We start from the raw sequence: 22469 nt of genomic DNA, 5'->3' as shown, positions 1-22469 counted from the left end.
GAACGGATGGCGGCCGCGATTACTCCGGGGGAAGCGAGCACATGGACCAGTTGGCACTCATCATCGGATTGCTGCTGGCCACGGTGGTGGCCGTGGGTGTGGGGGACAGGCTGAGGCTGCCTTACCCGGTCCTGATGCTGATCCTGGCCGCGTCGCTGACCTTCATCCCCGGCTTTCCGGAGATGGAGATCTCGCCGGAGCTGATCCTGCCCATCTTCCTGCCGCCGCTGTTGTTCGCCACCGCGCAGCGCACGTCCTGGGCGGTATTCCGGGTCCGCTGGCGCACCCTGCTGATGCTCGCCGTCGCCCTGGTGGTCGCCTCCACCGTTGTTGTTGCCGGTGCCGCCTGGCTCATGATCCCAAGCATCGGAATTCCGGCGGCGATCGCCCTGGGCGCCATGGTTGCCCCGCCTGACCCTGTGGCCGTGGAATCCATCGCCGGCCGGGTCCACATGCCGCGCAGGCTCATCACCGTTCTGCAGAGCGAAGGCCTCTTCAACGACGCCGCCGCCATCGTTATCTTCCAGGCCGCAGTGGCCGCAACGGTGTCCGGCACGAAGATCGCCCCCGACGTCGTGCTGCAGTTCGCTCTCGGTGCCGCGATCGCCGTCGCGGTGGGCATCGGCATGGGCTGGCTTACTAATGCGATCACTCGTCTGGTGCAGTCCATGGTGGCCCGCAGCGCCGTCACCCTCGTGGTGCCGTTCGCCGCGTACATCCTGGCCGAAGAGGTGCACGCGTCCGGTGTGATCGCCGTCGTCGTCACAGCCCTGGAAATGCAGCGCCACTCCAGGCCGCAGGACGCCGCCGAACGGGTCACCCGGACGGCCTTCTGGGATGTGGTGGAGCTACTGGTCACCGGCCTTGCCTTCGGCCTGGTGGGGCTGGAGATCCGGCAGGTCATCCGGAATGAAGGCGCGGGCATCTACGCCATGATCGGTTCCGCCGCCGTGGTGTGCTTGCTGGTGTTCGCGGTCCGGTTCCTCTGGCTCGCCATGATGTCCGGGCTGGCCCGGAGCCGTAAGGACGTGCTGCGTCCCACGTCGGCCAAGGAGGTCCTGATCCTCACCTGGTGCGGGATGCGGGGCCTGGCCACCCTGGCTCTGGCTCTGGCACTCCCGCTCACGCTGGCCGACGGCAGCCCGTTCCCGGCCCGCAGCCAGCTGCTGGTGATTGCCTGCGCCGTGCTGCTGGCCACCCTGGTCCTGCCCGGACTCACGCTGCCGTGGCTCATGCGGGTCCTGAAAGCCTCCGAGGACGGCGCGGAGGAACGCGACGCCGCACGCGTGCTGGCCCGGCGCGCGCAGCAGGCGGCGATAGCAGCGCTGAAGGACAACGAGTTGATGAGGGAGCTGCCGCCGGAAAAGGTGGCCCTGGTCAAGGAAAAAATGACCCGCCTGCACGCCGAACTGCTCGACGGCAGCCTCCGCAACGAAAGCGTGGGCGAAAAGCGAAAGCGGGGGCGCGAGCTCGCCATCGCCGTGCAAACCATTGCCCTGGATGCCGCCCGGCAGGAAGTCGTGGCGGCCCGCAACGAGCCGGGCATGGATCCCGAGGTCGCGGACCGCGTGCTGCGCCAGCTGGACCTGCGCACCATGATCATGCCGGAGTAGGAAGCTCCAGTTCCAGCGCGTTTTCCTCGACGTAGTCCAGGGCATGCCGGATGGCGCCCATCGTGACGATCGAATCCCCCAGCGGTGAGACCGTCACGCGCGGCGGGGTCGCGGTGAAACGGGGGAGCAGGGCGCTGATACGGGGGAGCAGGGCGCCGGCGGACTCGGCCACGGCGCCGCCAATCACCACCTGCTCCGGGTTGATCAGGCTGGCGATCGAGGCGATCACGCGCGCCATCCGTTCCGAGATCCGGTCCAGAATCTGCTGCGCCGCAGGATCCCCCGCGGCCGCGTCCTCGAACACCCGCCGGGCGCTCGCCGCCCCTCCGGCCTGCGGTCCTCCACCTGCCGTGGACCACTGCCTTGCCAGGCTGGCGATGCCGTCGCTGGAGCCCACGCCCTCGACCAGGTCCAGGTAGCCCATCTCACCGGCGGCGCCGCCCCGGCCGTGCAGCAGCCGGCCGGACTCCATCACCCCGGCGCCCAGCCGCTCGCCGGCCAGGAGCACGACGAGGTCATCGACGCCGGCGCCGGAGCCGCGCCATCGTTCGCCGAGCGCGGCAAGATTGGCGTCGTTCTCCAGCAACACGGTCCAGCCGTGCAGCTCCTTGAACGCGGCGCGGAGTCCGACGTCGAACAGGCTCCAGAAGTGCTGGGTCACCAGGACGTTGCCGTCGCGGTCCACGGGGGCGGCGATGCCGGCGCCGGCCGCAAGAACTTTGGCAGGATGTGTTCCCGCTGCCGTCAGTGCCCGCCGGCAGGCCCGATCCACGACGGCGATCCGCTCCTGAGCGGGGATGTCGACGGCGCGGAACGCCTCGCTGGAACGTGCGACGACCGTTCCTCGCAGGTCCGCGACCGCGGCCGTGGTCGTCGCCGCGCCGATGTCGATGCCGAGGACGTAACCTGCCTCGGAGTTGAGTTCGAAACGCCGGGCCGGCCGGCCCTTCCGCGGGGTGCCGGGCGACTCGGGGCCGCGCGGGGGAGTGTCAAGTTCCCGGATCCAGCCGCGCCGGGTCAGGTCCTCGCAGACGGCGATCACGGACGCCCGGGTCAGTCCGGTATGAGCCATCAGCTCGGTCCCGGTGGCCACGTCCAGTCCGCGGACAATGCCCAGGACCGCCTGGGCATTCACCCTGCGCAGGAGCTGCGGAGTGGCGGCGGCGGGTTGCGGCATCAAATCTTGACCTTCCCCGGATCCGGGACCCATAATTGTTCAGGCAATATATTTAGCTTGTATCTAAAATACCAGACCGGTTCCGAGCCCCGAAGGATCATCCCTTGACCAACACCGCCACGCTGGCAACCCTGTCCGGTTCCGACCTCGCCGCCGACCCCAACTGGTGGCGCCAGGCATCGGTGTACCAGATCTACCCGCGGAGCTTCTACGACTCCAACGGTGACGGCCTGGGCGACATCAAGGGCATCACGGCCAAGGTCCCGTACCTGAAGGAACTCGGGATCGATGCCGTCTGGCTGAGCCCGTTCTACCCTTCCGCGCTCGCGGACGGCGGCTACGACGTCGACGACTACCGCGACGTGGACCCCAAGCTCGGCACCCTCGCGGACTTCGACGAGATGTCCGCCGCGCTGCACGCAGCCGGCATCAAGCTGATCGCGGACATCGTCCCGAACCACTCATCCGACCGGCACGTCTGGTTCAAGGAGGCCCTCGCCTCGCCGAAGGGGTCCGCCGCCCGTGAGCGCTACATCTTCCGCGACGGCAAGGGCGAGAACGGCGAGCTTCCGCCCTCCGACTGGGAATCGGTCTTCGGCGGGCCCGCCTGGGAACGCATCACCGAACCCGACGGCACCCCCGGGCAGTGGTACATGCACATCTTCGCCAAGGAGCAGCCGGACCTGAACTGGGCCAACCGCGAAATCCGGGATGACTTCCTCAAGACCCTGCGCTTCTGGTCCGACCGCGGCGTGGACGGCTTCCGCGTCGACGTCGCCCACGCGCTGACGAAGGACCTCACCGAGCCGCTGCTCTCCAAGGTGGAGCTCAGCGCCGCGGGGTCTGGCGCGGACGGCCACGAAGACGGCTCGCACCCGTTCTGGGACCGCGACGAAGTCCACGAGATCTACGTCGAATGGCGCGAGGTTTTCAACGAATACAACCCGCCGCGTACCGCCGTCGCGGAGGCATGGGTGCACGCCAGCCGCCGTGGCCGCTACGCAAGCCCAGAGGGCCTGGGCCAGGCATTCAACTTCGACCTTCTGCAGGCCGACTTCGACGCCGAGGAATTCCGCGAAATCATCACCCGGAACCTTGCCGAGGCCACCGAGTCCGGCGCGTCATCCACCTGGGTGTTCTCCAACCACGACGTCGTCCGCCACGCCACCCGCTACGGCCTGCCCAAGGGCGGCGGCAGGCACGCCAAGGGCCAGGACGGCAAGGGCTGGCTCCTGGCCGGAGCTCCGGCTGAAGAGCTCGACGTCGAACTGGGCCTGCGCCGTGCCCGCGCGGCCACCCAGCTGATGCTGGCGCTGCCGGGCTCCGCGTACCTGTACCAGGGCGAGGAACTCGGACTGCAGGAAGTCGGCGAAATCCCCGACTCCGAACGCCAGGACCCCACGTTCTTCCGCAACAAGGGCGTCGAGGTCGGCCGCGATGGCTGCCGCGTGCCGCTGCCCTGGGCCGTGGAAGGCAACTCCTTCGGCTTCGGCGACGGCGGCGCGCACCTGCCGCAGCCTGCCTGGTTCAGCCGCTACGCGGTCGCCGCCGAGGACGGGGTGGCAGGATCCACCCTCGAGTTCTACCGCAAGGCCCTGAAGCTGCGCCGCGAACTGCAGACTTCGGAGGAGCTGGAATGGCACGCCACCGCCAGCCCCGATGTCCTGCACTTCAGCCGCCCGGGCGGCTGGCAGACGGTGACCAACTTCGGCGAGCAGCCGGTGGAAATCCCGGCCGGCGAGGTGCTGCTAAGCAGCGCACCGTTCGAGGGGGACCTCCTTCCGGGCAGCACCACCGTCTGGCTGCGATGAGAGGGACGCCGCTGAGCGCCGAGAGCAGCGAACTTCTGACCCAGGGGCCGGTCCCCGTGCAGGAGCTGATCTATGGGTGCATGGGGCTCGGCGGCAGCTGGTCGGCGGAGCCGTACTCGTCCGCGGACGTGGACGAGGCGGCTGCCGCCGTCGACGCGGCCCTCAACGCCGGCATCACGCTCTTTGACCACGCCGACATCTACCGCAACGGCAAGGCCGAGGCGGTGTTCGGCGAGGTGCTGGACCGGACGCCGGGGCTGCGGGAGCGCATCCGGCTGCAGACCAAGTGCGGCATCCGGCTGGACGAGCAGGGCCTGGAGACGCACTACGACCTGAGCCGGGACGGCATCCTGGGGCGGACCAACGAGAGCCTCGCCCGGCTCCGCACGGACTACGTGGATGTGCTGATGCTGCACCGGCCGGATCCCCTGATGGACCCGGCGGAGGTGGCCTCCGCCGTCGGGCAGCTGATGGCCGAGGGCAAGGTCCGGGCCGTGGGCGTATCCAACATGTCCGGGCCGCAGATCGAGGTGCTGCAGGACCGGCTGGAGGCCCCAGTGGTCGCGAACCAGCTCGAAATGAGCCTGCTGAAACGGGCCTGGCTGGAAAGCACGGTGCTGGTCAACCACGCCGAGGGAACGGACTACAGCTTCCCACACGGCACGGTGGAGCACTGCGTCCGGCACGGGATCACGCTGCAGGCCTATGGTGCCCTGGCCCGCGGCCTTTACACCGGGGCGCCGTCGGCGCGGCCGACGGCCGCGGAGGAAGCCACCACGGCGCTGGTGGCGCAGCTTGCCGCGGAAAAGAATACTACGGGGGAGTCAATCCTGCTGGGATGGCTGATGAAGCATCCGGCCGGGATTGCACCGGTGATCGGCACGGCCAACCCGGAACGCATCCAGGCCTGCGCAGGCGCGGCGGAAGTTGCCGCCGGCATGACCAGGGCCGAGTGGTACCGGCTTTGGGTCACCGCGCGGGGCAGTAACATCCCGTAGCCTGTGATTTTGGTCGTAATGGACACCCCTCAGGGCCGGAATACTTAGCCGGATGTCCCGGGTGCGGATAGCGTAGAGACATGACCTCTACCACCGCAGCCGGGACCGTCCGGCCCCAACGCAATGTCCCAGCAGAAATCGCCCGATCGTGGCTCCTGGTCAATGCGATGAAACCCGAGCTCTTCGACCAGTCCGCCGTTTCCCGCGCGGACGCCATCATCCTCGACATCGAGGATGCCGTGGATCCCTCCCAGAAGGATGCCGCCCGCGCCAACGTGGTGGAATGGCTTACCGGCGGCGGCGCCGCCTGGGTCCGGATCAACGACGCCACCAGCTCCTTCTGGGCCGACGACCTCGCCGGCCTCCGTGGCACCCCGGGACTCCTGGGCGTGATGCTCGCCAAGACCGAATCCGCGGACCAGGTCACGGAAAGCTTCCACCGGATGGACGGCAAGACTCCGGTGATTCCGCTGGTCGAGTCCGCCGTCGGCATCGAGGAAGCCAACAAGATCGCCAAGGCCCAGGGCGCGTTCCGGCTCGCTTTCGGCTCCGGCGACTTCCGCCGCGACACCGGTATGGCCGCCACGCCCGAGGCCATGGCTTACCCGCGCGCCAAGCTGGTGGTCGCCAGCCGGGTCGGCAACCTGCCCGGTCCCATTGACGGACCGACGGTGGGCACCAGCCACCCGATCCTGCGCGAGCAGACCGGCATCACCGTCACGATGGGCATGACCGGTAAGCTGTGCCTGGCCATCGATCAGACGCCCGTCATCAACGAGGTCATCAGCCCGACGCCGTCCGACGTCGCCTGGGCCACCGACTTCATGGCCGACTTCGAGGCCAACGGCCGCGTCATCCGTGACGGCTCCGACCTGCCCCGCCTGGGCCGCGCCGAGAAGATCATGCGGCTCGCAGTAGCCTTCGGGGTGCAGCCGGCGCTGTAGCCGCCCGTACCTAGCAACGAGACCCCGTGGCCCGATACCCGATATCTGGTCCACGGGGTCTTTTGGGATCGGTCCGCGGCGTGCGGCACCGGACGCGCGGTCCTGCGCCTCCAAAACGCCATCGGCACGCTCGCCGACAGCACGCTCGCCGACAGGGCGCTATGTGACGGCCCCTCAGTAGTCTTTTGGAACAGTGAGTTAGGTTAGCCTAAACTACCTTTGGCCTTCATCGGTCCAGTCAATCCCGCCTGCCGGTCTGCAGGCGTCGAATCTAGGTGGTTTCGTGCGCTTTTCCCTCCCGTCAACTTTGTCCCTTGGGCTCGTGGCGCTCCTTTCACTGTCCGGCTGCGGCTTCAGCGGCCCGGCCGCAGACACCAAGGCGGTCAAGACCGACCAGCGGATCATAGTGGACAACTTCCGGGCTCCGGTGGCGAACTGGGCCCTGGAGAGCGACGCCGCCTACATTCTGTCCCTGTCCGGATGCCTCGAAACCCTGACCCGCTACGACGAATCGCAGGGGAAAGTTGTGCCGCTGCTGGCGACGGAGTGGAAGCAGGTCTCGCCGCTGGAATGGGACTTCACCATCCGCGAAGGAGTCAAGTTCCAGGACGGGAGCGCGCTGAGCGCCGAGGCCGTGGCCGGCTCCCTGCAGCGAGTCCTGGGGGCAGCCGTACCCGCGCGGGCCTTCAATCCCAAGGTAGTCAGCGGAGTCACCGCGGTCGACGCCCGCACGGTGCGGGTTACCACCCCGACCGAGAGCCCGCTGGTTCCGTACCGCCTGGCGAGCGTCAATACCGGCGTCCTGGCCCCCGCCGCGTTCCAGGGCGAGACAGTGGATCCGTTCGGCCACTGCACCGGTCCCTTTGAGCCGGTATCCGAAAAGCCGAAGCAGTCGCTCACCCTGGACCGCAATGACACGTACTGGGGCGGCGAGGTCAAGCTTGCCGGTGCTGAGATCCGCTTTATCACCGACGGGGCGACGCGGGCCGCGCAAGTCCAGACCGGCGAGGCCGACATTTCCCTTTCCATTCCCGTGTCCGGTCTGCCGGCGCTGGAAGCGGATGCCAAGGTCAGGGTCCTCAAGGCGGATTCTCCGAGGACCGCAACGCTTTACATGAACAACGGCAGGGCGCCATTCGACGACGTCGACTTCCGGAAAGCGGTCCGCTCGGCACTTGACCTTGAGGCACTTGCTGCAAGCGTCTACGAAGGCGCGGCCATCGCCGCCAACGGGCCCTTCGCCCCGTCGGAACCCTGGGCCATTGAGGGAGCCGAAGCGCCCAAGCAGGACGTTGAAGGCGCCCGGAAGCTGCTCGCCAACGCCGGATACAGCGCCGACCGACCGCTGGAGATCATCGCCATCGTGGAGCGCGCGGAGTTTGCGGATGTTGCAACGGTCATCCAGGAGGACCTGAAGGCAGTGGGCATTCCCATCAAGATCCAAACCAAGGAATACGCGGCAGCGGAGCCGGACGTGCTCGCCGGCAATTACGACATGGTGCTGAGCCAGCGCAACCGGCTGATCGACATCGCCGACCCGATCGGGTTCCTGACGGCGGACTACACCTGCGACGGCAGCTACAACCTCAGCCATTTCTGCGACCAGGACTATGATGCGGCCATTTCCAAGGCCGCCACGACTGCCGACGCGGACCAGCGCTACCGCCTGTACGCCGAAGCCGGGAAGATCCTGCAGGAGCGGGCCGTGAACGTGTGGCTCGTCAACGAGCAGGCCATCGACGCCGTCCGCGCCGACGTCCAGTCGCATGTCCAGGATCCCCTGTCCCGTTATGTGGTCAGGGCTGAGACGGCCAAAACCGGATCCTGACTGTGCTTGTGCCTGCTGAAAGACAAGCCGAACGGGGCCCGGAGTGATGCCGTTCCTCGCCCGGCGGGCGGCTGCCCTGACGGCAGCCGTTCTCCTGGCCTCCTTTACGGTCTTCCTCATCCCCTACGTGACCCCGGGGGACCCTGTGCGGAAGATCATCCGCTCCCGGGTAGCCGGTGACGTGGTCGACGACTCCGCCGTCACCGCATTGGGCCAGCAGCTGGGCCTTGACGACCCTCTGTGGGCGCAGTACCTTCGCTGGCTTGGCCGGCTGGTCACCGGCGACATGGGGTTGTCCTACACCAGCCGCACTCCTGTGGCCGACCAGGTGCTGCCGGCGCTCTGGATTACGCTGAGCCTGGTAGTCCTGGCCCTCAGCATAGCGGGGGCACTCTCCGTGGTCCTCGGCGTCACAGCCGCCCTGCAGGAGGGGCGGCCCGCCGACAGGGTGATTACGGCGGTCACGCAGGCGTTGATCGCCATTCCGGAGTACTGGCTGGCACCGTTGCTTGTTCTGCTCTTTGCACTGCAACTTGCCCTGTTGCCCTCGGCGGGATGGGAAGGCCCGCAGTCCGCGGTTCTCCCTGTGGCCGTCCTCGCGCTGCGGCCCACGAGCTACTTCACCTCGGCGGTGCGGGAGGGAATCCTCGAGGCGCTGGCAGCGGAGCATGTTGTCGCCGCGCGGAGCAGGGGCGTCTCCCGCTTCCGAACTGTGGCGAAGCACGTGATTCCCAATGGACTGCTGCCGCTGACCACGCTGGTGGCGGTGTGGTTCGCCGGGCTGCTCGGCGGATCTGTCATCGTCGAGGTCATCTTCGCGATCCCGGGCATGGGGCGGTTGCTGTTCGACGGCGTCCTGAACAGCGACATTCCGCTGGCGCAGGGAGCGGTGGTGGTCGTCGTCGGGCTCGCCGTCGTCCTGACCACGGCGGCTGACCTGGTACACGGACTGCTGAATCCCCAAATCCGGATGAGCCATGCGTAAACTTCCCCTTCACGTCCTGGTCGCCGGATCGATTCTGGCTCTTATCGTGACGTCTGTGGCGCTCGCCGCCTGGCTGGCGCCGTACCCGCCCGCTGACCAAGACCTCGCCGCCAGGCTCGCCGCACCCAGCGCCGCCCACTGGCTTGGCACGGACAACCTGGGCCGGGACACGCTGAGCAGGTTGCTCGACGGCGGCCAGTTCTCTTTGACCATCGCCGCGCTGGCCACGCTGCTGACAGCCGTCACAGGTACCGCGGTGGGTGTGCTCAGCGCCCGACGGCGGGGCTGGTTGGACGAATTCTTCACCCGCACCAACGATGTACTGCTGGCCATGCCGGAAATGGTGGTGGCCCTCTTCCTGGTGGCCGCCATGGGCACCGGCTACCACTCGCTGCTGCTGGCCCTTACTGTGACCGGGTGGACCCCGTTTGCCCGCTTGGCCCGCTCACTCGCCTATGACATTTCGGCGAGGGGCTTCATCGAGGCAGCCCACGTGGTGGGCTGCCCGCCCTCATTCATCATTTTCAGACACATCCTGCCCCACCTGGCCGGGCCGCTGCTGGGTCAGGCCACTCTTCGGTTCGGGCAGTTCCTCATCAACGTTGGCGCCCTCTCCTACCTGGGCCTGGGGGTGCAGCCGCCGCAGTCCGACTGGGGATCGATGCTGGCAACTGCCCAGCCGTTTGCGGCCCGGGCGCCGATGCCGATCCTGGTTCCCGGACTGATGATCTTCATCGTCGCGCTTTGCGTGACCTTGATTGGGCAGTACGTGTCGCGCCGGACCGGTAGAGGCCTGTTGCCCGACTCTGCTCCCGCACGGGTGGCCGCGGATGCCTGAAGGACTGATCATTGAAGGGCTGCACGTCGGCCACCGGGCACGCGCAACAGGACGCCCGTCGGGTTCCCGGCTGGGCGCCCCCAACGCGATCCTGTCGCAGCTGGACCTCTCCGTGGCGCCCGGGGAGTTTGTGGCCCTGGTGGGGACGTCGGGAAGCGGCAAGACGATGACCGCCCTCAGCGTCATGGGCCTGTTGCCGCAGGGGATCCACATCGAGAGCGGCTCGGTCCGGTTCGGCGGGACGGACCTTCGGGCGCTCGGCGAAGCGGAGCTTAACCGCGTGCGCGGAGGCCGGATCGGCATGCTGTATCAGCAGCCCAAACGGATGTTCAACCCCCGGAAGACCATTGCCAACCATTTGGCTGAGCCGCTGAAACTTCACCGCGGGCTCCGCGGGCGCAGTGCCAGGACGGAGGCGCTGGAGCTGTTGACGGAAGCAGGGTTCGAGGATCCGGACTGGTGCGCAGGGGCCTATCCGCACCAGCTATCGGGAGGGATGGCCCAGCGGGCCATGTTTGCCCTCGCCATGGCGGGGCAGCCCGAACTGTTGCTCGCGGACGAGCCGACGTCCGCCCTGGACAAGGTGCTCGAGCGGCAGATCCTCGAGCTGATCGACCGGCAAAGGCGTGCCCGGGGACTGGGTGTCCTGTACATCACCCATGATCTCGCCACAGTGTCCGCCTTCGCCGACCGGGTCGTGGTTTTGGAAGCTGGCAGCGTCCAGGAGTCAGGGCCGGTCAGGCGGGTGTTGTGCACGCCTCGGACCACGTCCACCAAAGAACTTCTGAGGGCCTCCGCCCTTCCGCCGGCCTCTGCTCCGGCCGCCGCGCGCTCCCGTCCGATTCTTGGCCTGCGAAATGTCACCAAGCGGTTTTCATCCAACCGACGCGGCGCCCGGCCCGCCGTGGAAGACATTTCGCTCGAGCTCCACGAAGGCGAAATTCTCGGCGTCCTGGGACAGTCAGGATCCGGTAAGAGCACCCTGGCGCGGCTGATCCTCGGACTTGAGACGCCTGACAGCGGAACCATCACCCGGTTCCTTGGCGCTGCGGTCAATCGGGCCGGGACTGCGGGCAAAGAGATCCAGCTCGTGTTCCAGGAACCGCACGATGTTTTCGATCCGCGCATGAAGCTTCGAACCAGCCTGGAAGCACCATTGCTGCCGCGGCGGGATTGCACGGCTGAGGAACGCGGTGCACGCATCGATCGGGTGGTCCGCGAGGTCGATCTGGACCCCGTGCTGTTGGACCGATACCCCAGCCAGTGTTCCGGCGGACAGCTCCAGCGGCTCACAATCGCCAGGGCGCTGCTGCTGGAGCCGACAGTCTTGATCTGCGACGAAGCCACGTCCGCGCTGGATGCTGTAACACAGCGCACGGTCCTGGACCTGCTGCTGCGCCTGCACCGCGATCGCCAGCTGTCGCTCATTATTATTTCCCACGATATGAACGTGCTCCGGTACATGAGTCACCGGGTGGCCGTTCTCTTCCAGGGCGCCGTGGTCGAGGTGGCGCCGAACGCCGAATTCTTCGCCACCCCCCGGCACCGGCACAGCAAGGAGCTCGTGGCCGCGGCACTACCCGTCCCCAAACCGGTCAGCGGCGGCCACCGGATCGAACTGCTCGATGTCATTTAGTCGCCCCCGGGGTGAAGCCGGGACCCTGCTCGGCGCCCAGTTGGTCTTCAACCTCGGCTTTTACGCGGTCATTCCCTTTCTGGCCGGCGCCATGGGCGGGGAATATGGTCTGGACGCCGTCGCCGTCGGGCTTGTCCTGGGTGCCCGCACGTTCAGCCAGCAGGGGATGTTCCTGCTGGGAGGCCTCGTCTCGGACCGGTGGGGCGCGCGCCGGGCAATCCTGCTGGGCTGCCTGGTCCGCATCTCCGGCTACGCTGTCCTGGCGGCAGCATCGGATTTCAGTTCGTTCCTCCTCGGAGCGGTGCTCACTGGCGCCGGAGGGGCCCTGTTCTCGCCGGCGCTCGAGTCCCAGTTATCCCACGCCGACCACGGAACCGAGGACTCCCGGCCGGCCGGGAGGAAGAAGGGTCGGCGGTCCGTGTTCGTCTGGCTCTCGATCACCGGGGAAATCGGGGCGCTGTTCGGCCCGGTGCTGGGAGCCTCCCTGCTGGGCTGGGGGTTCGACGCAGCCCTTGCCCTAGGGATAGGCGTCTTCAGCGTCGTGACTGTCCTGCTGTGGTTCCGCCTCCCCTCCTCTATTCCTGCCAATCCACCAACAACGGCGGCCGCGGAACCGGAATCCCCACATACCGGGCACCATGGCGCGCTCGGATGCCTGCGGAACCGGCGCTTCGTCCTGTTCTGCGTGCTCGCCAGCACCAACATGCTGGCCTACAACCAGCTCTATTTCGCTGTTCCCCTCGAGCTCGGCCGTCGTGGCCTCGACGCTTCCTGGCTGGCCGGGCTCTTCCTGCTGGCATCCGTCCTGACGCTGGTCCTGCAACTGCCGGTCTCGTCGGCTGGCCGACGGCTGGGCCCCGGCCGCGCGTTGTCGGTTGGCTTCGTGCTCTTGGGCTCCGCGTTCGTAACTGTCGCGCTGACCTCTGACCATGCCGGCTCATCGGGAAGCTCGATCGCCCCGCTGGCGGGAGCCACCGGGCTTCTGATCCTGGGCCACATGCTGCTCACCCCGACCATCTTGTCCCTGATCCCGGAATACCTCCCGGCGGACGGGGGAGCCGGCGGGCGGGGTGCCTACTACGGACTGGCGGCGAGCTGCGGAGGCATCTCGGTGCTGGCAGGCAACGCCGTGATGGGGCAGCTGGTGGACCTCACGGACCGGCTCAACTGGTGGCCGGGCACGCCGTGGGTGCCGCCGGTCCTGCTCGCGCTCCTCACCGCGGTGGCACTGCCGCGGGCCCTGCCACCGAAATCAACGGTGGCTCCGGCTCCCTATGCGACGGCAACGGGGTCGGCCGCGGACGGATAGCGGACGACGATGCGTCCTGCCTAACGGGACAGCTTCTGGGCGTCCGGCTGCGGATCGCCGATGTGGCCCGGTGCGTTGGCCGCCAGGACGCGCTGGACGAACGCGGCGTACTCCTCCATGTAATGGCGGAGGAAGGCTGCGGTGGATTCGTCCTTGACCTCGCCGTCGTCGCCGAAAGCGTCGGGGTTGAACTTCACGTACGCCTCGGGTGCGTTGAGCTGCGGGGCGTCCAGGAAACTCAGCACGGCCCGCATGGAGGACTGCATCACGGCTGTGCCGATGCTTCCGGGCGAGGCGCCGATGATGCCGGTGGGTTTGCGGGCGAACGAGTTGGTGCCCCAGGGGCGCGAGCCCCAGTCGATGGCGTTCTTCAAGGCCCCGGGGATTGAGCGGTTGTACTCCGGCGACACGAACAGGATCCCGTCGGAGGCTTGAATGGCGTCCTTCAGTGCCCGGCCCTCCGGCGGGTAGTCGGCGTCGTAGTCGTAGCTGTACAGCGGCAGATCCTTGATTGGGATTTCGGTGAATTCGAGATCCTCCGGAGCGAGCTTGATCAGGGCCTCTGACAGGGTCCGGTTGATGGAGCCGCTGGCCAGGCTCCCGACGAAATAGCCGATCTTGTACGTTGCCATGCGCTTAATCCTTCCATTTGCCGGAACTGGCCGGGCGGGTCGACGATGCGTGGGCTCCGGACCGGCGGAAGCCGCCCATCCCAGTTCAACACGGAGGACCCGCATCAGACAGGCCTTCGCGGATTTTTCCAGCGAAGCGGATCGAGAGCTATCGGCCCGGTCAGTACGCCTGCCTAGCGTTGAAAGGCTTCCTTGACGCGCGGAGGCGTGGCTTCCTGCATGACCCAGCGGTTGCCGTCAGGGTCGCTGAAATAGGCGAAGGCGATTCCGCCCATGTCCTGGACCTCACTGATCTCTGCTCCGCGTTGAAGCAGCTCAGCCCGCGTGGATGCCATGTCCGGGACGACGAAACGGATGTTCGTGACGGAATCGACGGTGAAAACCCATGTGGGACGGATCCTGATGAAACTCGGCCTGCGTGACCGCGTCCACGCCGTCATCTTCGCCTACGAACATGGCTTGGCCGGCGCCCGCCGGACCCATTGAGGGGCAGGGGACCCGGAGCGGCGCGGGAGCCGGGGCCGGTAGACTGGGGCGGTGCTGAACGAATTCTGGGCCTCCGCGTCAACCACCTACAAGGTGCTCGTTTTCAGCGCCATGGGCCTGATTGCCCTCGGCATCGTTCTCAACCTGGTGGGCAACAGCTCCCAGAACCAGGCCCTTGCCGTTGCCTCGCTGCCGGTCATCGGACTGGGACTGATCCTGCACATCGCCGGGATTGTGGTCCGTGGCCAGACCATCCGGAAAAACCTCAAGCGCTGAGCGCTGGCGCTAGGCTGGATCCATGACTATCAATCCGGATCTGCAGGGCCGTAGCTACCCTGCCGCAGAGGTGTACGACGTCGGCCGCGAGAAGATCCGCGAGTTCGCCCGCGCGGTCAAGGCCACCCACCCCGCCCACTTCGACGTCGACGCGGCCGCCGCCCTCGGCCACGGTGACCTGGTGGCGCCGCCGACTTTCGCGATCATCATCGCCCAGCGCGCCGACGCCCAGCTGATCGAGGATCCGGACTCCGGCATCGACTTCTCCCGGGTGGTCCACGCCGACCAGCGCTTCATCCACCACCGTCCGATCATCGCCGGTGACCGGCTCGTCGCGGAGCTGCACGTCGACGGCGTCCGGGCCATGGGCGGCGGCGCCATGATCACCACCCGCTCGGAAATCTTCGGGCTCACGCCCGACGGGACCGGCGAGGATTCGCGCGAGCCCGTCGCCACCGCCACCTCGTCCATCCTGGTCCGCGGAGAGGGACAGTAACCATGACAAGCACCCCCACCCTCGCCAGCCTCGCCGTCGGCCAGGACATCGGCAGCCGCAGCGTCGACGTCACCCGGACGGACCTGGTGAAGTATGCCGGCGCTTCCGGTGACTTCAACCCCATCCACTGGAACGAAGCCTTCGCCACGGGTGTCGGACTGCCCGGTGTGATTGCACACGGCATGTTCACCATGGGCGCGGCTGTCCAGCTGGTCACCGACTGGGCCGGCGATCCGGCCGCCGTCGTTGACTTCCAGACCCGGTTCACCAAGCCCGTGCCGGTGGCCGACACTACAGGAGCGCCGGAGCCCGGCGCCGTGATCGAGGTCAGCGGCGCGATAGGAGCGCTCGACGCCGACGCCGGCACTGCCCGCGTGGACCTCACCGTCGTCTCGGCCGGGCTGAAAGTCCTGATGAAGGCCCAGGCCGTCGTCAGGCTGCTCTGAGCCTATGGTGCTGCCTTGAGTAACCGCACGGCTGTGGCGACCGAGGTGACGCTCTGGCGGAACGCCGTCGTCGTCGCGTACGCCATGAGCGGGGTGGCGTTCGCCAGTTGGGTCTCCCGGCTCCCTGCCATCCGCGACGGCCTCGACCTCACCCCCGGAACCATCGGCCTGCTGCTGTTATGCATGACGGCGGGTTCTTTTCTCTCGGTCTCCGCGTCGGGGCTGATCGTGTTGCGGTTCGGTTCCAAACGGACCATCCGGATCGGCAGCATCATGGTGGGCTGCGGACTCGTCCTGGCCGGCTTCGGGACCTCCGTCCTGGTCAACCCCCTGGCCGTTGCCGCGGGCCTGGCCGTGATCGGCCTCGGCACCGCAAGCTGGAACACGGCCTCCAACGTGGAGGGCGCCGCCGTCGAGCGGGCGGTACGCCGGCACATCATGCCCCGCCTGCACGGAGCGTTCAGCCTCGGCACCGTCGCGGGCGCCGGGATGGGCGCCTGGGCCGCCGGGGCCGGGACCCCGGTGTTCTGGCACCTGGCCGCGGTGGGCGTGCTGGTGGCGGTCTCGGTGGCCACGGCTGCGTCGTGGTTCCGTGCCGACACCACCCCGGTGGAGGCCGCGGAAAGTTTCAAGCCGGACAGGCCGGACACCTTCGAGGATCCTTCCACCGGTCCGCTGCCCATCACCAGCCAGGCAGCCACGGGACACCGGGAGGAACCGCTGGACAACAAGCGCCAGATCGCGCAGGCCTGGCGGGACCGCCGGACCCTCCTGCTCGGCGTGCTGGTGCTGGGGCTGGCCCTGGCCGAGGGGGCGGCGGGGGACTGGGTGGCCCTGGCGCTCGCGGACGGCCACGACCAGTCCGACGCCGCCGGCGCCGCCGGGTATGGTCTGTTCGTCACGTTCATGACCGTGGGCCGCTTCGCCGGCACACTCGTCCTGGACCGGTTCGGCCGGGTCCCGGTGATGCGCTGGTGCGCCGCCATGGCCGTCCTGGGCCTGGGACTGTTCGTTTTCGCCCCGGTTCCGTGGCTGGCCTATGTGGCCCTTGCTATCTGGGGACTCGGCGCCTCGTTGGGCTTCCCGGTAGGCATGTCCGCCGCGGCGGACGACCCCCTTAAGGCCGCGGCCCGGGTGTCGGTGGTCTCCACGATCGGCTACGGGGCTTTCCTCTGCGGGCCCCCGCTGCTGGGCCTGCTGGCCGAACACGTCGGCATCCTGCACTCGTTGCTGGCCGTGATGGTGATGCTGGTGGTGAGCTTCCTACTCTCGCCCGTGGCCCGGAAGCTCTAGGCGCATCACCGGCTCCGCTTACGGCGGGTGCCGCGATCCCGGCTAGGCTGGTTAGGTGACCCAGACACTGCTTTCCGCCCTGACCACGGCCGCCGTCGGCGGTCCCGCCGGCACCTTCCTTGAGGCCCGCACCGAGGCCGAAATCATCGACGCGGTCCGCGCGGCCGACGCCGCCGGCGAACCGCTGCTGATCATCGGCGGCGGCTCCAACCTGCTGGTGTCCGACGGCGGATTCCCCGGGACCGTCCTCAAGATCGCCTCTGAAGGGTTCACCGTCAACGCCGAGGATTCCTGCGGCGGTGTGTCCGTCGTGGTCCAGGCCGGGCACAACTGGGACGCCGTGGTGCAGCACGCCGTATTGCACGCCTGGTCCGGGATCGAGGCGTTGTCCGGCATCCCGGGCGCCACCGGCGCCACCCCCGTGCAGAACGTCGGGGCCTACGGCTCCGACGTCTCCCAGACCCTCGCCGCCGTCCGCACCTGGGACCGGGAACGCAACGCCGTCCGGACCTTCACCAACTCCGAACTGAAGTTCGGCTACCGGGATTCCATCCTGAAGCAGACCACCGTCAACGGCTCCCCGCGGTATGTGGTCCTCACGGTCGAGTTCCAGCTTCCGCTGGGCCGGATGAGTGCCCCCATCCGTTACGCCGAGCTGGCCAGGGCCCTCGGTATCGAGCCGGGCAGCAGGGCATACTCCAACGACGTCCGGCGCGAGGTGCTCCGGCTCCGGGCCTCCAAAGGCATGGTCTGGGACGCCGCGGACCGGGACACCTACTCCACCGGTTCGTTCTTCACGAACCCCATCGTGCCCGCCGACGCGGCCGCAGCCCTTCCCGAGGACGCCCCGCGCTACCCGGGCGGGCAGGACGGGCTGACCAAGCTCTCGGCGGCGTGGCTGATCGATCGGGCCGGCTACGCCAAGGGTTTCGGCCTCGAGCAAGGCAGCCTCTCGGGCGGCCGCGCGTCACTGTCCACCAAGCACACCCTGGCCATCACCAACCGCGGGGGCGCGCGCACCGAGGACATGCTGGCGATCGCCCGCGAGGTGAGGCGCGGCGTCGTCGAACGCTTTGGTATTGAACTGCACCCGGAACCGCTGCTGATCGGCGTCGAGCTCTAAGCGGCCTTTCCGGGCGCCGCGGCGCCGGGCCGGCGGCGGGTCAGCTCCGGCCGCCGCCCGCGGACACCTTGCTGAACAACAGGAACGTGAAACCGGACGCCGCGGCGCCGAGCAGGAAGACCTGGCAGAACGCCACAGACTGGGCGCTGGGGCCGCTCCGGAGCACCAGGCCGGCGCAGGCAAAGGCGACGGCCCCGGCGAGCAGGGCGAAGGAACCCAGCAGGAGGCTTTGGACCGTGGCGGGAAGCTCGGTCCCGGACTCACGCCGCAGCCCGTCGTCCGCGTGCCGCGCCGGAGGCCCGGCTGCGGTGCGCGGCTGCAGCGCCGCCGCGGTGACGAATGCGGTCACGGCGACGGCCATGCACACGGCGGCCGTCAGCTGCATGGTGCTCATCATCGCGGAGAGGCGCGTTCCGCTGGCAATCGCAACGGCCAGTCCGGCAGCCATTCCGGCGGCGCTGGACGCCCAGCCCAGCAGGGCGAGCCTCCGGCACAGGGGCCGCAACTGCGGCCACATCTCACTCATGGTCATCCACCAAGGGTAGGCAGTCCTGCTGGAAGGCGGCTGGGAACTGCCGTGGCGACGGCGGCGGCCCTACGATGATGCCATGACAGCAGTGTTGCGTGCCAGCCTCAGCCCCGGGATCATGGGCCGGCTCCGGCTGGCCTCCCAGGGACTCTTAGAACCGGGCAAGGCAAATGTTGGCGGGGCCGTGCGGGGGATGACGGCAATGCAGGCCCAGGACCTGCAAGCTGCCCTCTGGGCGGTGGGGCAGCGGGTCCCCGGCTCCCGCCTGGATGATGTCCGGAACGCGCTGGACCGGGGCGAGATCGTCCGTTCCTGGCCGATGCGGGGCACCCTGCACCTGCTGGCCCCCGAGGACTTGAAGTGGATCCTGGACATTACCGCAGACCGCCTGATCCGGGGCATGGCGGGGCGCCACCGGGAGCTCGGAATTTCTGCGGCGGACGTTGACGCGGCTGCCGAAGCCGGGCTGCAGCTGGTTTCCAACGGCGGAGCCGCCAGCAGGGCGGAGCTGTTCGAGGCCTTTGAAATGGCTGGCCAGTCCATGGCGGGCCAGCGGGGGATCCACCTGCTGGGCATCCTGTGCCAGCGCGGATTGCTGGTGCAGGGCCCGCTGGCAGGCAACCAGCAATTGGTGGTCGCCTTTGCGGACTGGATCAAGGTGTCGCGGAGCCTGGACCGCGCGGAGGGCATCGCCGAGTGGCTGCTGCGGTACCTGCGCAGCCACGGCCCCGCCACGGAGCGTGACTTCTCCTGGTGGGCCGGGATCCCGCTCACCGAGGTCCGGACGGCACTGGCCGAGGTTAAGGGCCAGCTGGTGGAGCTGGAGTTCGAGGGCGCCCGCTACTGGCTTGCTCCGGAGACCGCGGCCCTGCTCGACGGCGGCGGCGTCCCCGGTGCACGGTCCGTGCTCGCGCTCCCTGGCTTCGATGAGTTCCTGCTGGGTTACACCGACCGGTCGCTGGTGCTGCCGCCGGAGCATGCGAACAAGATTGTGCCGGGCGGCAACGGCGTGTTCAGGAAGACGATTGTGGCCGGCGGGCGGGTGATCGGGACGTGGAGGGGCCCGGGGACCCGACGGGACGCCGCCGTCGTTCCCGAGCCGTTCGACAGCGTTAACGGACTGCGGCCTGCCGCCCAAAAGTCCTTTGAGCTGCAGGCCGCGAAGTACCGGAGGTTCCTCGGGGTGTGACGCCTAGAGGTTTCCGGTGGCGATGTTGAGCATGCGGCGCAGCGGTTCTGCGGCACCCCAGAGCAGCTGGTCACCGACCGTAAACGCACTGATGTACTGCGGGCCCATCTCCAGCTTGCGGATCCTGCCAACCGGGATGTCGAGGGTGCCGGAGGCCGCCACGGGGGTCAGGTCCGCCATCGACGCCTCCTTGGTGTTGGGAACCACCTTCGCCCACTCGTTGTCGGCGGCCAGGAGCTTCTCGATCTCGGCGACGGAGAGGTCCTCGCGGAGCTTGAGCGTCAGGGCCTGGGAGTGCGAGCGCATGGCACCGATCCGGATACACAGGCCGTCCATGATGATGCGGTCTTCGCCGGAGGTACCCAGGATCTTGTTGGTCTCGACCCCGGCCTTCCACTCTTCCTTGGACTGGCCGTTGCCGAGGTCCGCGTCGATCCACGGGATCAGCGACCCGGCCAGCGGGACGCCGAACTGGCTGGCGTCGATGGACGTGCGCTGGTGGGCCAGGACCTTGCGGTCGATCTCGAGGATGGCCGACGCCGGATCTTCCAGTTCGGTGCTGACCTCGGCGTTGAGCGTGCCGAACTGGCTGAGCAGTTCGCGCATGTGCCGGGCGCCGCCCCCGGAGGCCGCCTGGTACGTCATTGAAGTGCCCCACTCGACGAGGCCGTTCTTGAACAGGCCGCCAAGGCCCATGAGCATGCAGGAGACGGTGCAGTTTCCGCCGATGTAGTCCTTGACGCCGCCGGAGAGGCCGGCATCGATCACATCGCGGTTGATCGGGTCCAGCACGATGATCGAGTGGTCGTTCATCCGCAAGGTGGAGGCGGCGTCGATCCAGAGGCCGTCCCAGCCGCGGCTCCGCAGCTCCCCGTGGACCTGCTTGGTGTAGTCGCCGCCCTGGGCGGTGACGATGATCGGCAGCTTCGCCAGCGTCTCGACGTCGAAAGCGTCTTCAAGCTTGCCCGCATCGCCGCCGGCAGCACCCGCGAAGGTCGGGGCGGCACCTCCTGCGTTCGAGGTGGAGAAAAATACCGGGTTGATGTTGGCGAAGTCGCCCTCGTCCTGCATGCGCTGCATCAGGACGGAACCGACCATGCCCCGCCAACCGATCAGGCCGACGGACGGAGTAGCTGCTGTAGTCATTGGGCCAGTTTAGACTTGACGGCCGGCACGGCGCAGTCGGTTACGTCACCCCGGCCGTTTCGCGGCGGCGGAACCGCTAGTCGCGGTGGTGCTCGGGAAGCAGGGCGTGCTTGCGCTTCCGCAGGGCATAGACCGCGCCGAAGGCGAAGAACTGGGTGACCACGACGAGCACGATCGCGCCGACGATCTTGTTGCCGCCCAGGATCATGGTCAGCCCCACGATGGCCGAGAGCAGAGCAAGCAGGGGCAGGAGCATGTAGCCGAGGACGAAGAGGGTTTCGGGTTTCTTCAGCATTTCTAGGCCTCCGTCCGGCGCCACAGGGTGATCCGGTAGCGGGTGCCGTTCTCCGCGGTCAGCCAGCCGTCGGCCGGCAGGGACGCGCCGGCGGTCCAGTCGTAACCGAGGTCCGGGGCATAGGTGTCACCCTCCGCGGTGGTGTCGATCGTGGTGATGACGGCGACGTCGGCGAGGTCCATCGACTGCGCGAAGATCTCGCCTCCGCCAATGATCCAGACCATCTCATGTCCGGGCGCGAACTGGGACTCCAGGAGCGCTTCGTCCAGGGACTTCACAGCGAGGGCGCCGTCGGCTTCCGGCGTTCCGCCCCAGCCTTCCTTGCGGGTGATGACGAGGTTGGTCCGGCCCGGCAGGGGGCGGAATTTGTCCGGGAAGGACTGCCAGGTCTTGCGGCCCATGATCACCGGGTGGCCGTTGGTGAGGCGGCTGAAGTGCAACAGGTCCTCCGGCAGCTTCCAGGGCATGCCGCCGTCCTTGCCGATGACGCCGGTACTGGTCTGGGCCCAGACGACGCCGAGGCCGGTGATGGAGGCGGCTAATTCCTTGGTGAAGTCGGCGGGCTGCGCGTCGTGGCTGGCTTCGTTGCTCATACGGCTATCGGGGCCTTAATCGTCGGGTGGTGCTGGTATCCAACCACTTCGAAGTCATCGAGGGTGTAGTCGAAAATGGAATCCGGTTTGCGGGTGATCTTGAGCTGCGGGTAGTCGTAGGGCTCACGGGCCAGCTGCTTGAGGACCTGGTCCATGTGGTTGTCGTAGATGTGCACATCGCCGCCGGTCCAGACGAACTCGCCGGGTTCCAGCCCGACCTGCTGGGCGATCATGCAGGTCAGCAGGGCGTAGGAGGCAATGTTGAACGGCACGCCCAGGAAGGTGTCCGCCGAGCGCTGGTACAGCTGGCAGGAGAGTTTCCCGTCGGCCACATAGAACTGGAAGAACGCATGGCACGGCGGCAGGGCCATGTCCGCGAGTTCGGCCACATTCCAGGCCGAGACGATGTGGCGGCGTGAGTCCGGGTTGGACTTGAGGTTCTCGATGAGTTCGGCGATCTGGTCGATGTGCCCGCCGTCGGGAGTAGGCCAGGAGCGCCACTGGACGCCGTAGACCGGGCCGAGTTCGCCGTCGGCGTCGGCCCATTCGTTCCAGATCGTCACGCCCTGGTCCTGCATCCACTTCACGTTCGTGTCCCCGCGCAGGAACCAGAGCAGCTCCACGGCCACGGACTTGAAATGCACGCGCTTGGTGGTGATCAGCGGGAAGTTCTTGCTCAGGTCGAAGCGCAGCTGACGGCCGAACACGCTGAGCGTGCCGGTGCCGGTGCGGTCCGATTTGTGGGTGCCGTGTTCCAGGACATCGCGCAGCAGGTCTTCATAAGGCGTTGGAATGCTCACCGTCCCAGTCTACTGAGAAGTGGCTT

The 22469-nt window shown here is 67.8% G+C and carries 23 protein-coding genes and 1 pseudogene; 16 read left to right on the top strand and 8 right to left on the bottom strand.

The genetic code is table 11. The features are described 5' to 3' along the window. Window positions 1-41: 41 nt before the first annotated feature. Window positions 42-1613, top strand: a complete 1572-nt coding sequence (locus OM977_RS15360) for a Na+/H+ antiporter (RefSeq protein ID WP_264354762.1) — start codon at window positions 42-44, stop codon at window positions 1611-1613. Here OM977_RS15360 and OM977_RS15355 read toward each other — a convergent pair. Continuing rightward, window positions 1600-2790: an ROK family protein gene (locus OM977_RS15355; protein WP_264354761.1), complete on the bottom strand. Its 1191-nt coding sequence runs from the start codon at window positions 2788-2790 to the stop codon at window positions 1600-1602. The two genes, OM977_RS15360 and OM977_RS15355, sit on opposite strands and share 14 nt — an antisense overlap. Before the next feature lie 104 nt (window positions 2791-2894). Between OM977_RS15355 and OM977_RS15350 the strand changes: the two genes are divergently transcribed. The 8 genes from OM977_RS15350 (at window position 2895) to OM977_RS15315 (ending at window position 13139) form a co-directional block, all read left to right on the top strand. Continuing rightward, window positions 2895-4601 (top strand): glycoside hydrolase family 13 protein, encoded by a 1707-nt coding sequence (locus OM977_RS15350; RefSeq protein ID WP_264354760.1) that lies wholly within the window; start codon window positions 2895-2897, stop codon window positions 4599-4601. Window positions 4602-4657: 56 nt separating this feature from the next. Then, window positions 4658-5599 carry an aldo/keto reductase gene (locus OM977_RS15345; RefSeq protein ID WP_264357444.1) on the top strand — a complete coding sequence of 314 codons (942 nt, stop codon included), beginning with the start codon at window positions 4658-4660 and terminating at the stop codon, window positions 5597-5599. Window positions 5600-5679: 80 nt separating this feature from the next. Then, entirely contained in the window at window positions 5680-6543 is an 864-nt protein-coding gene (locus tag OM977_RS15340) for an HpcH/HpaI aldolase/citrate lyase family protein (protein WP_264354759.1), read from the top strand. A gap of 283 nt (window positions 6544-6826) precedes the next feature. Next, complete coding sequence (locus OM977_RS15335) at window positions 6827-8371, top strand: ABC transporter substrate-binding protein (RefSeq protein ID WP_264354758.1); 1545 nt, start codon at window positions 6827-6829, stop codon at window positions 8369-8371. Window positions 8372-8414: 43 nt separating this feature from the next. Then, window positions 8415-9356, top strand: a complete 942-nt coding sequence (locus OM977_RS15330; RefSeq protein ID WP_333473981.1) for an ABC transporter permease — start codon at window positions 8415-8417, stop codon at window positions 9354-9356. Next, window positions 9349-10194, top strand: coding sequence for an ABC transporter permease (locus OM977_RS15325; protein ID WP_264354757.1), 846 nt, complete (start codon window positions 9349-9351; stop codon window positions 10192-10194). Before OM977_RS15330 ends, OM977_RS15325 begins: the two co-directional genes overlap by 8 nt. Beyond that, window positions 10187-11830 (top strand): ATP-binding cassette domain-containing protein, encoded by a 1644-nt coding sequence (locus OM977_RS15320; RefSeq protein ID WP_264354756.1) that lies wholly within the window; start codon window positions 10187-10189, stop codon window positions 11828-11830. The genes OM977_RS15325 and OM977_RS15320 overlap by 8 nt, the downstream gene beginning before the upstream one ends. Beyond that, window positions 11820-13139, top strand: coding sequence for an MFS transporter (locus OM977_RS15315; RefSeq protein WP_264354755.1), 1320 nt, complete (start codon window positions 11820-11822; stop codon window positions 13137-13139). Before OM977_RS15320 ends, OM977_RS15315 begins: the two co-directional genes overlap by 11 nt. 20 nt (window positions 13140-13159) lie before the next feature. Here the strand turns inward: OM977_RS15315 and OM977_RS15310 are convergent, their stop codons facing one another. Together OM977_RS15310 and OM977_RS15305 are read right to left on the bottom strand one after the other, a co-directional pair. Then, on the bottom strand, window positions 13160-13771 hold the full coding sequence (locus OM977_RS15310) for an NADPH-dependent FMN reductase (RefSeq protein ID WP_264354754.1): 612 nt from the start codon (window positions 13769-13771) through the stop codon (window positions 13160-13162). 173 nt (window positions 13772-13944) lie between these two features. After that, window positions 13945-14106: a hypothetical protein gene (locus OM977_RS15305; RefSeq protein WP_264354753.1), complete on the bottom strand. Its 162-nt coding sequence runs from the start codon at window positions 14104-14106 to the stop codon at window positions 13945-13947. 16 nt (window positions 14107-14122) lie between these two features. Between OM977_RS15305 and OM977_RS15300 the strand changes: the two are divergent. From OM977_RS15300 to OM977_RS15275, 6 genes and pseudogenes are all read left to right on the top strand, one after another. After that, window positions 14123-14257: pseudogene (locus OM977_RS15300) on the top strand (response regulator transcription factor); the annotation flags it as partial. Window positions 14258-14308: 51 nt separating this feature from the next. After that, window positions 14309-14533, top strand: coding sequence for a DUF3188 domain-containing protein (locus OM977_RS15295; RefSeq protein WP_264354752.1), 225 nt, complete (start codon window positions 14309-14311; stop codon window positions 14531-14533). A gap of 22 nt (window positions 14534-14555) precedes the next feature. Beyond that, window positions 14556-15029, top strand: a complete 474-nt coding sequence (locus OM977_RS15290) for an FAS1-like dehydratase domain-containing protein (protein WP_264354751.1) — start codon at window positions 14556-14558, stop codon at window positions 15027-15029. Window positions 15030-15031: 2 nt separating this feature from the next. Further along, window positions 15032-15475 (top strand): MaoC family dehydratase, encoded by a 444-nt coding sequence (locus OM977_RS15285; RefSeq protein WP_264354750.1) that lies wholly within the window; start codon window positions 15032-15034, stop codon window positions 15473-15475. An 84-nt stretch (window positions 15476-15559) separates the two neighbouring features. Then, window positions 15560-16768 (top strand): MFS transporter, encoded by a 1209-nt coding sequence (locus tag OM977_RS15280; RefSeq protein WP_264357442.1) that lies wholly within the window; start codon window positions 15560-15562, stop codon window positions 16766-16768. A gap of 55 nt (window positions 16769-16823) precedes the next feature. After that, complete coding sequence (locus OM977_RS15275; RefSeq protein WP_264354749.1) at window positions 16824-17891, top strand: UDP-N-acetylmuramate dehydrogenase; 1068 nt, start codon at window positions 16824-16826, stop codon at window positions 17889-17891. Between the two features lie 40 nt (window positions 17892-17931). Here the strand turns inward: OM977_RS15275 and OM977_RS15270 are convergent, their stop codons facing one another. Further along, a complete protein-coding gene (locus OM977_RS15270) occupies window positions 17932-18423 on the bottom strand; it encodes a hypothetical protein (protein ID WP_264354748.1) in 492 nt (163 codons plus the stop codon). Between the two features lie 76 nt (window positions 18424-18499). On the opposite strand from OM977_RS15270, the gene OM977_RS15265 reads away from it, so the two are divergent. Continuing rightward, window positions 18500-19609, top strand: coding sequence for a winged helix DNA-binding domain-containing protein (locus tag OM977_RS15265; protein ID WP_264354747.1), 1110 nt, complete (start codon window positions 18500-18502; stop codon window positions 19607-19609). A 3-nt stretch (window positions 19610-19612) separates the two neighbouring features. Here OM977_RS15265 and asd read toward each other — a convergent pair whose 3' ends face one another. The 4 genes from asd to OM977_RS15245 all read right to left on the bottom strand — a co-directional run bounded on the left by asd (window position 19613) and on the right by OM977_RS15245 (window position 22443). After that, window positions 19613-20755, bottom strand: coding sequence for an aspartate-semialdehyde dehydrogenase (asd, locus tag OM977_RS15260; RefSeq protein WP_264354746.1), 1143 nt, complete (start codon window positions 20753-20755; stop codon window positions 19613-19615). Window positions 20756-20831: 76 nt separating this feature from the next. Beyond that, window positions 20832-21050: an NF038396 family protein gene (locus OM977_RS15255; RefSeq protein WP_264354745.1), complete on the bottom strand. Its 219-nt coding sequence runs from the start codon at window positions 21048-21050 to the stop codon at window positions 20832-20834. Between the two features lie 2 nt (window positions 21051-21052). After that, complete coding sequence (locus OM977_RS15250) at window positions 21053-21643, bottom strand: dihydrofolate reductase (protein ID WP_264354744.1); 591 nt, start codon at window positions 21641-21643, stop codon at window positions 21053-21055. Continuing rightward, on the bottom strand, window positions 21640-22443 hold the full coding sequence (locus OM977_RS15245) for a thymidylate synthase (protein ID WP_264354743.1): 804 nt from the start codon (window positions 22441-22443) through the stop codon (window positions 21640-21642). Before OM977_RS15245 ends, OM977_RS15250 begins: the two co-directional genes overlap by 4 nt. Between the last annotated feature and the right edge of the window lie 26 nt (window positions 22444-22469).

The sequence above is a fragment of the Pseudarthrobacter sp. MM222 genome, from assembly GCF_947090775.1.
GTDB lineage: Bacteria > Actinomycetota > Actinomycetes > Actinomycetales > Micrococcaceae > Arthrobacter.
Note: the sequence above shows the minus strand (reverse complement) of the source record. Positions and strands in the feature narration are given on the sequence as shown.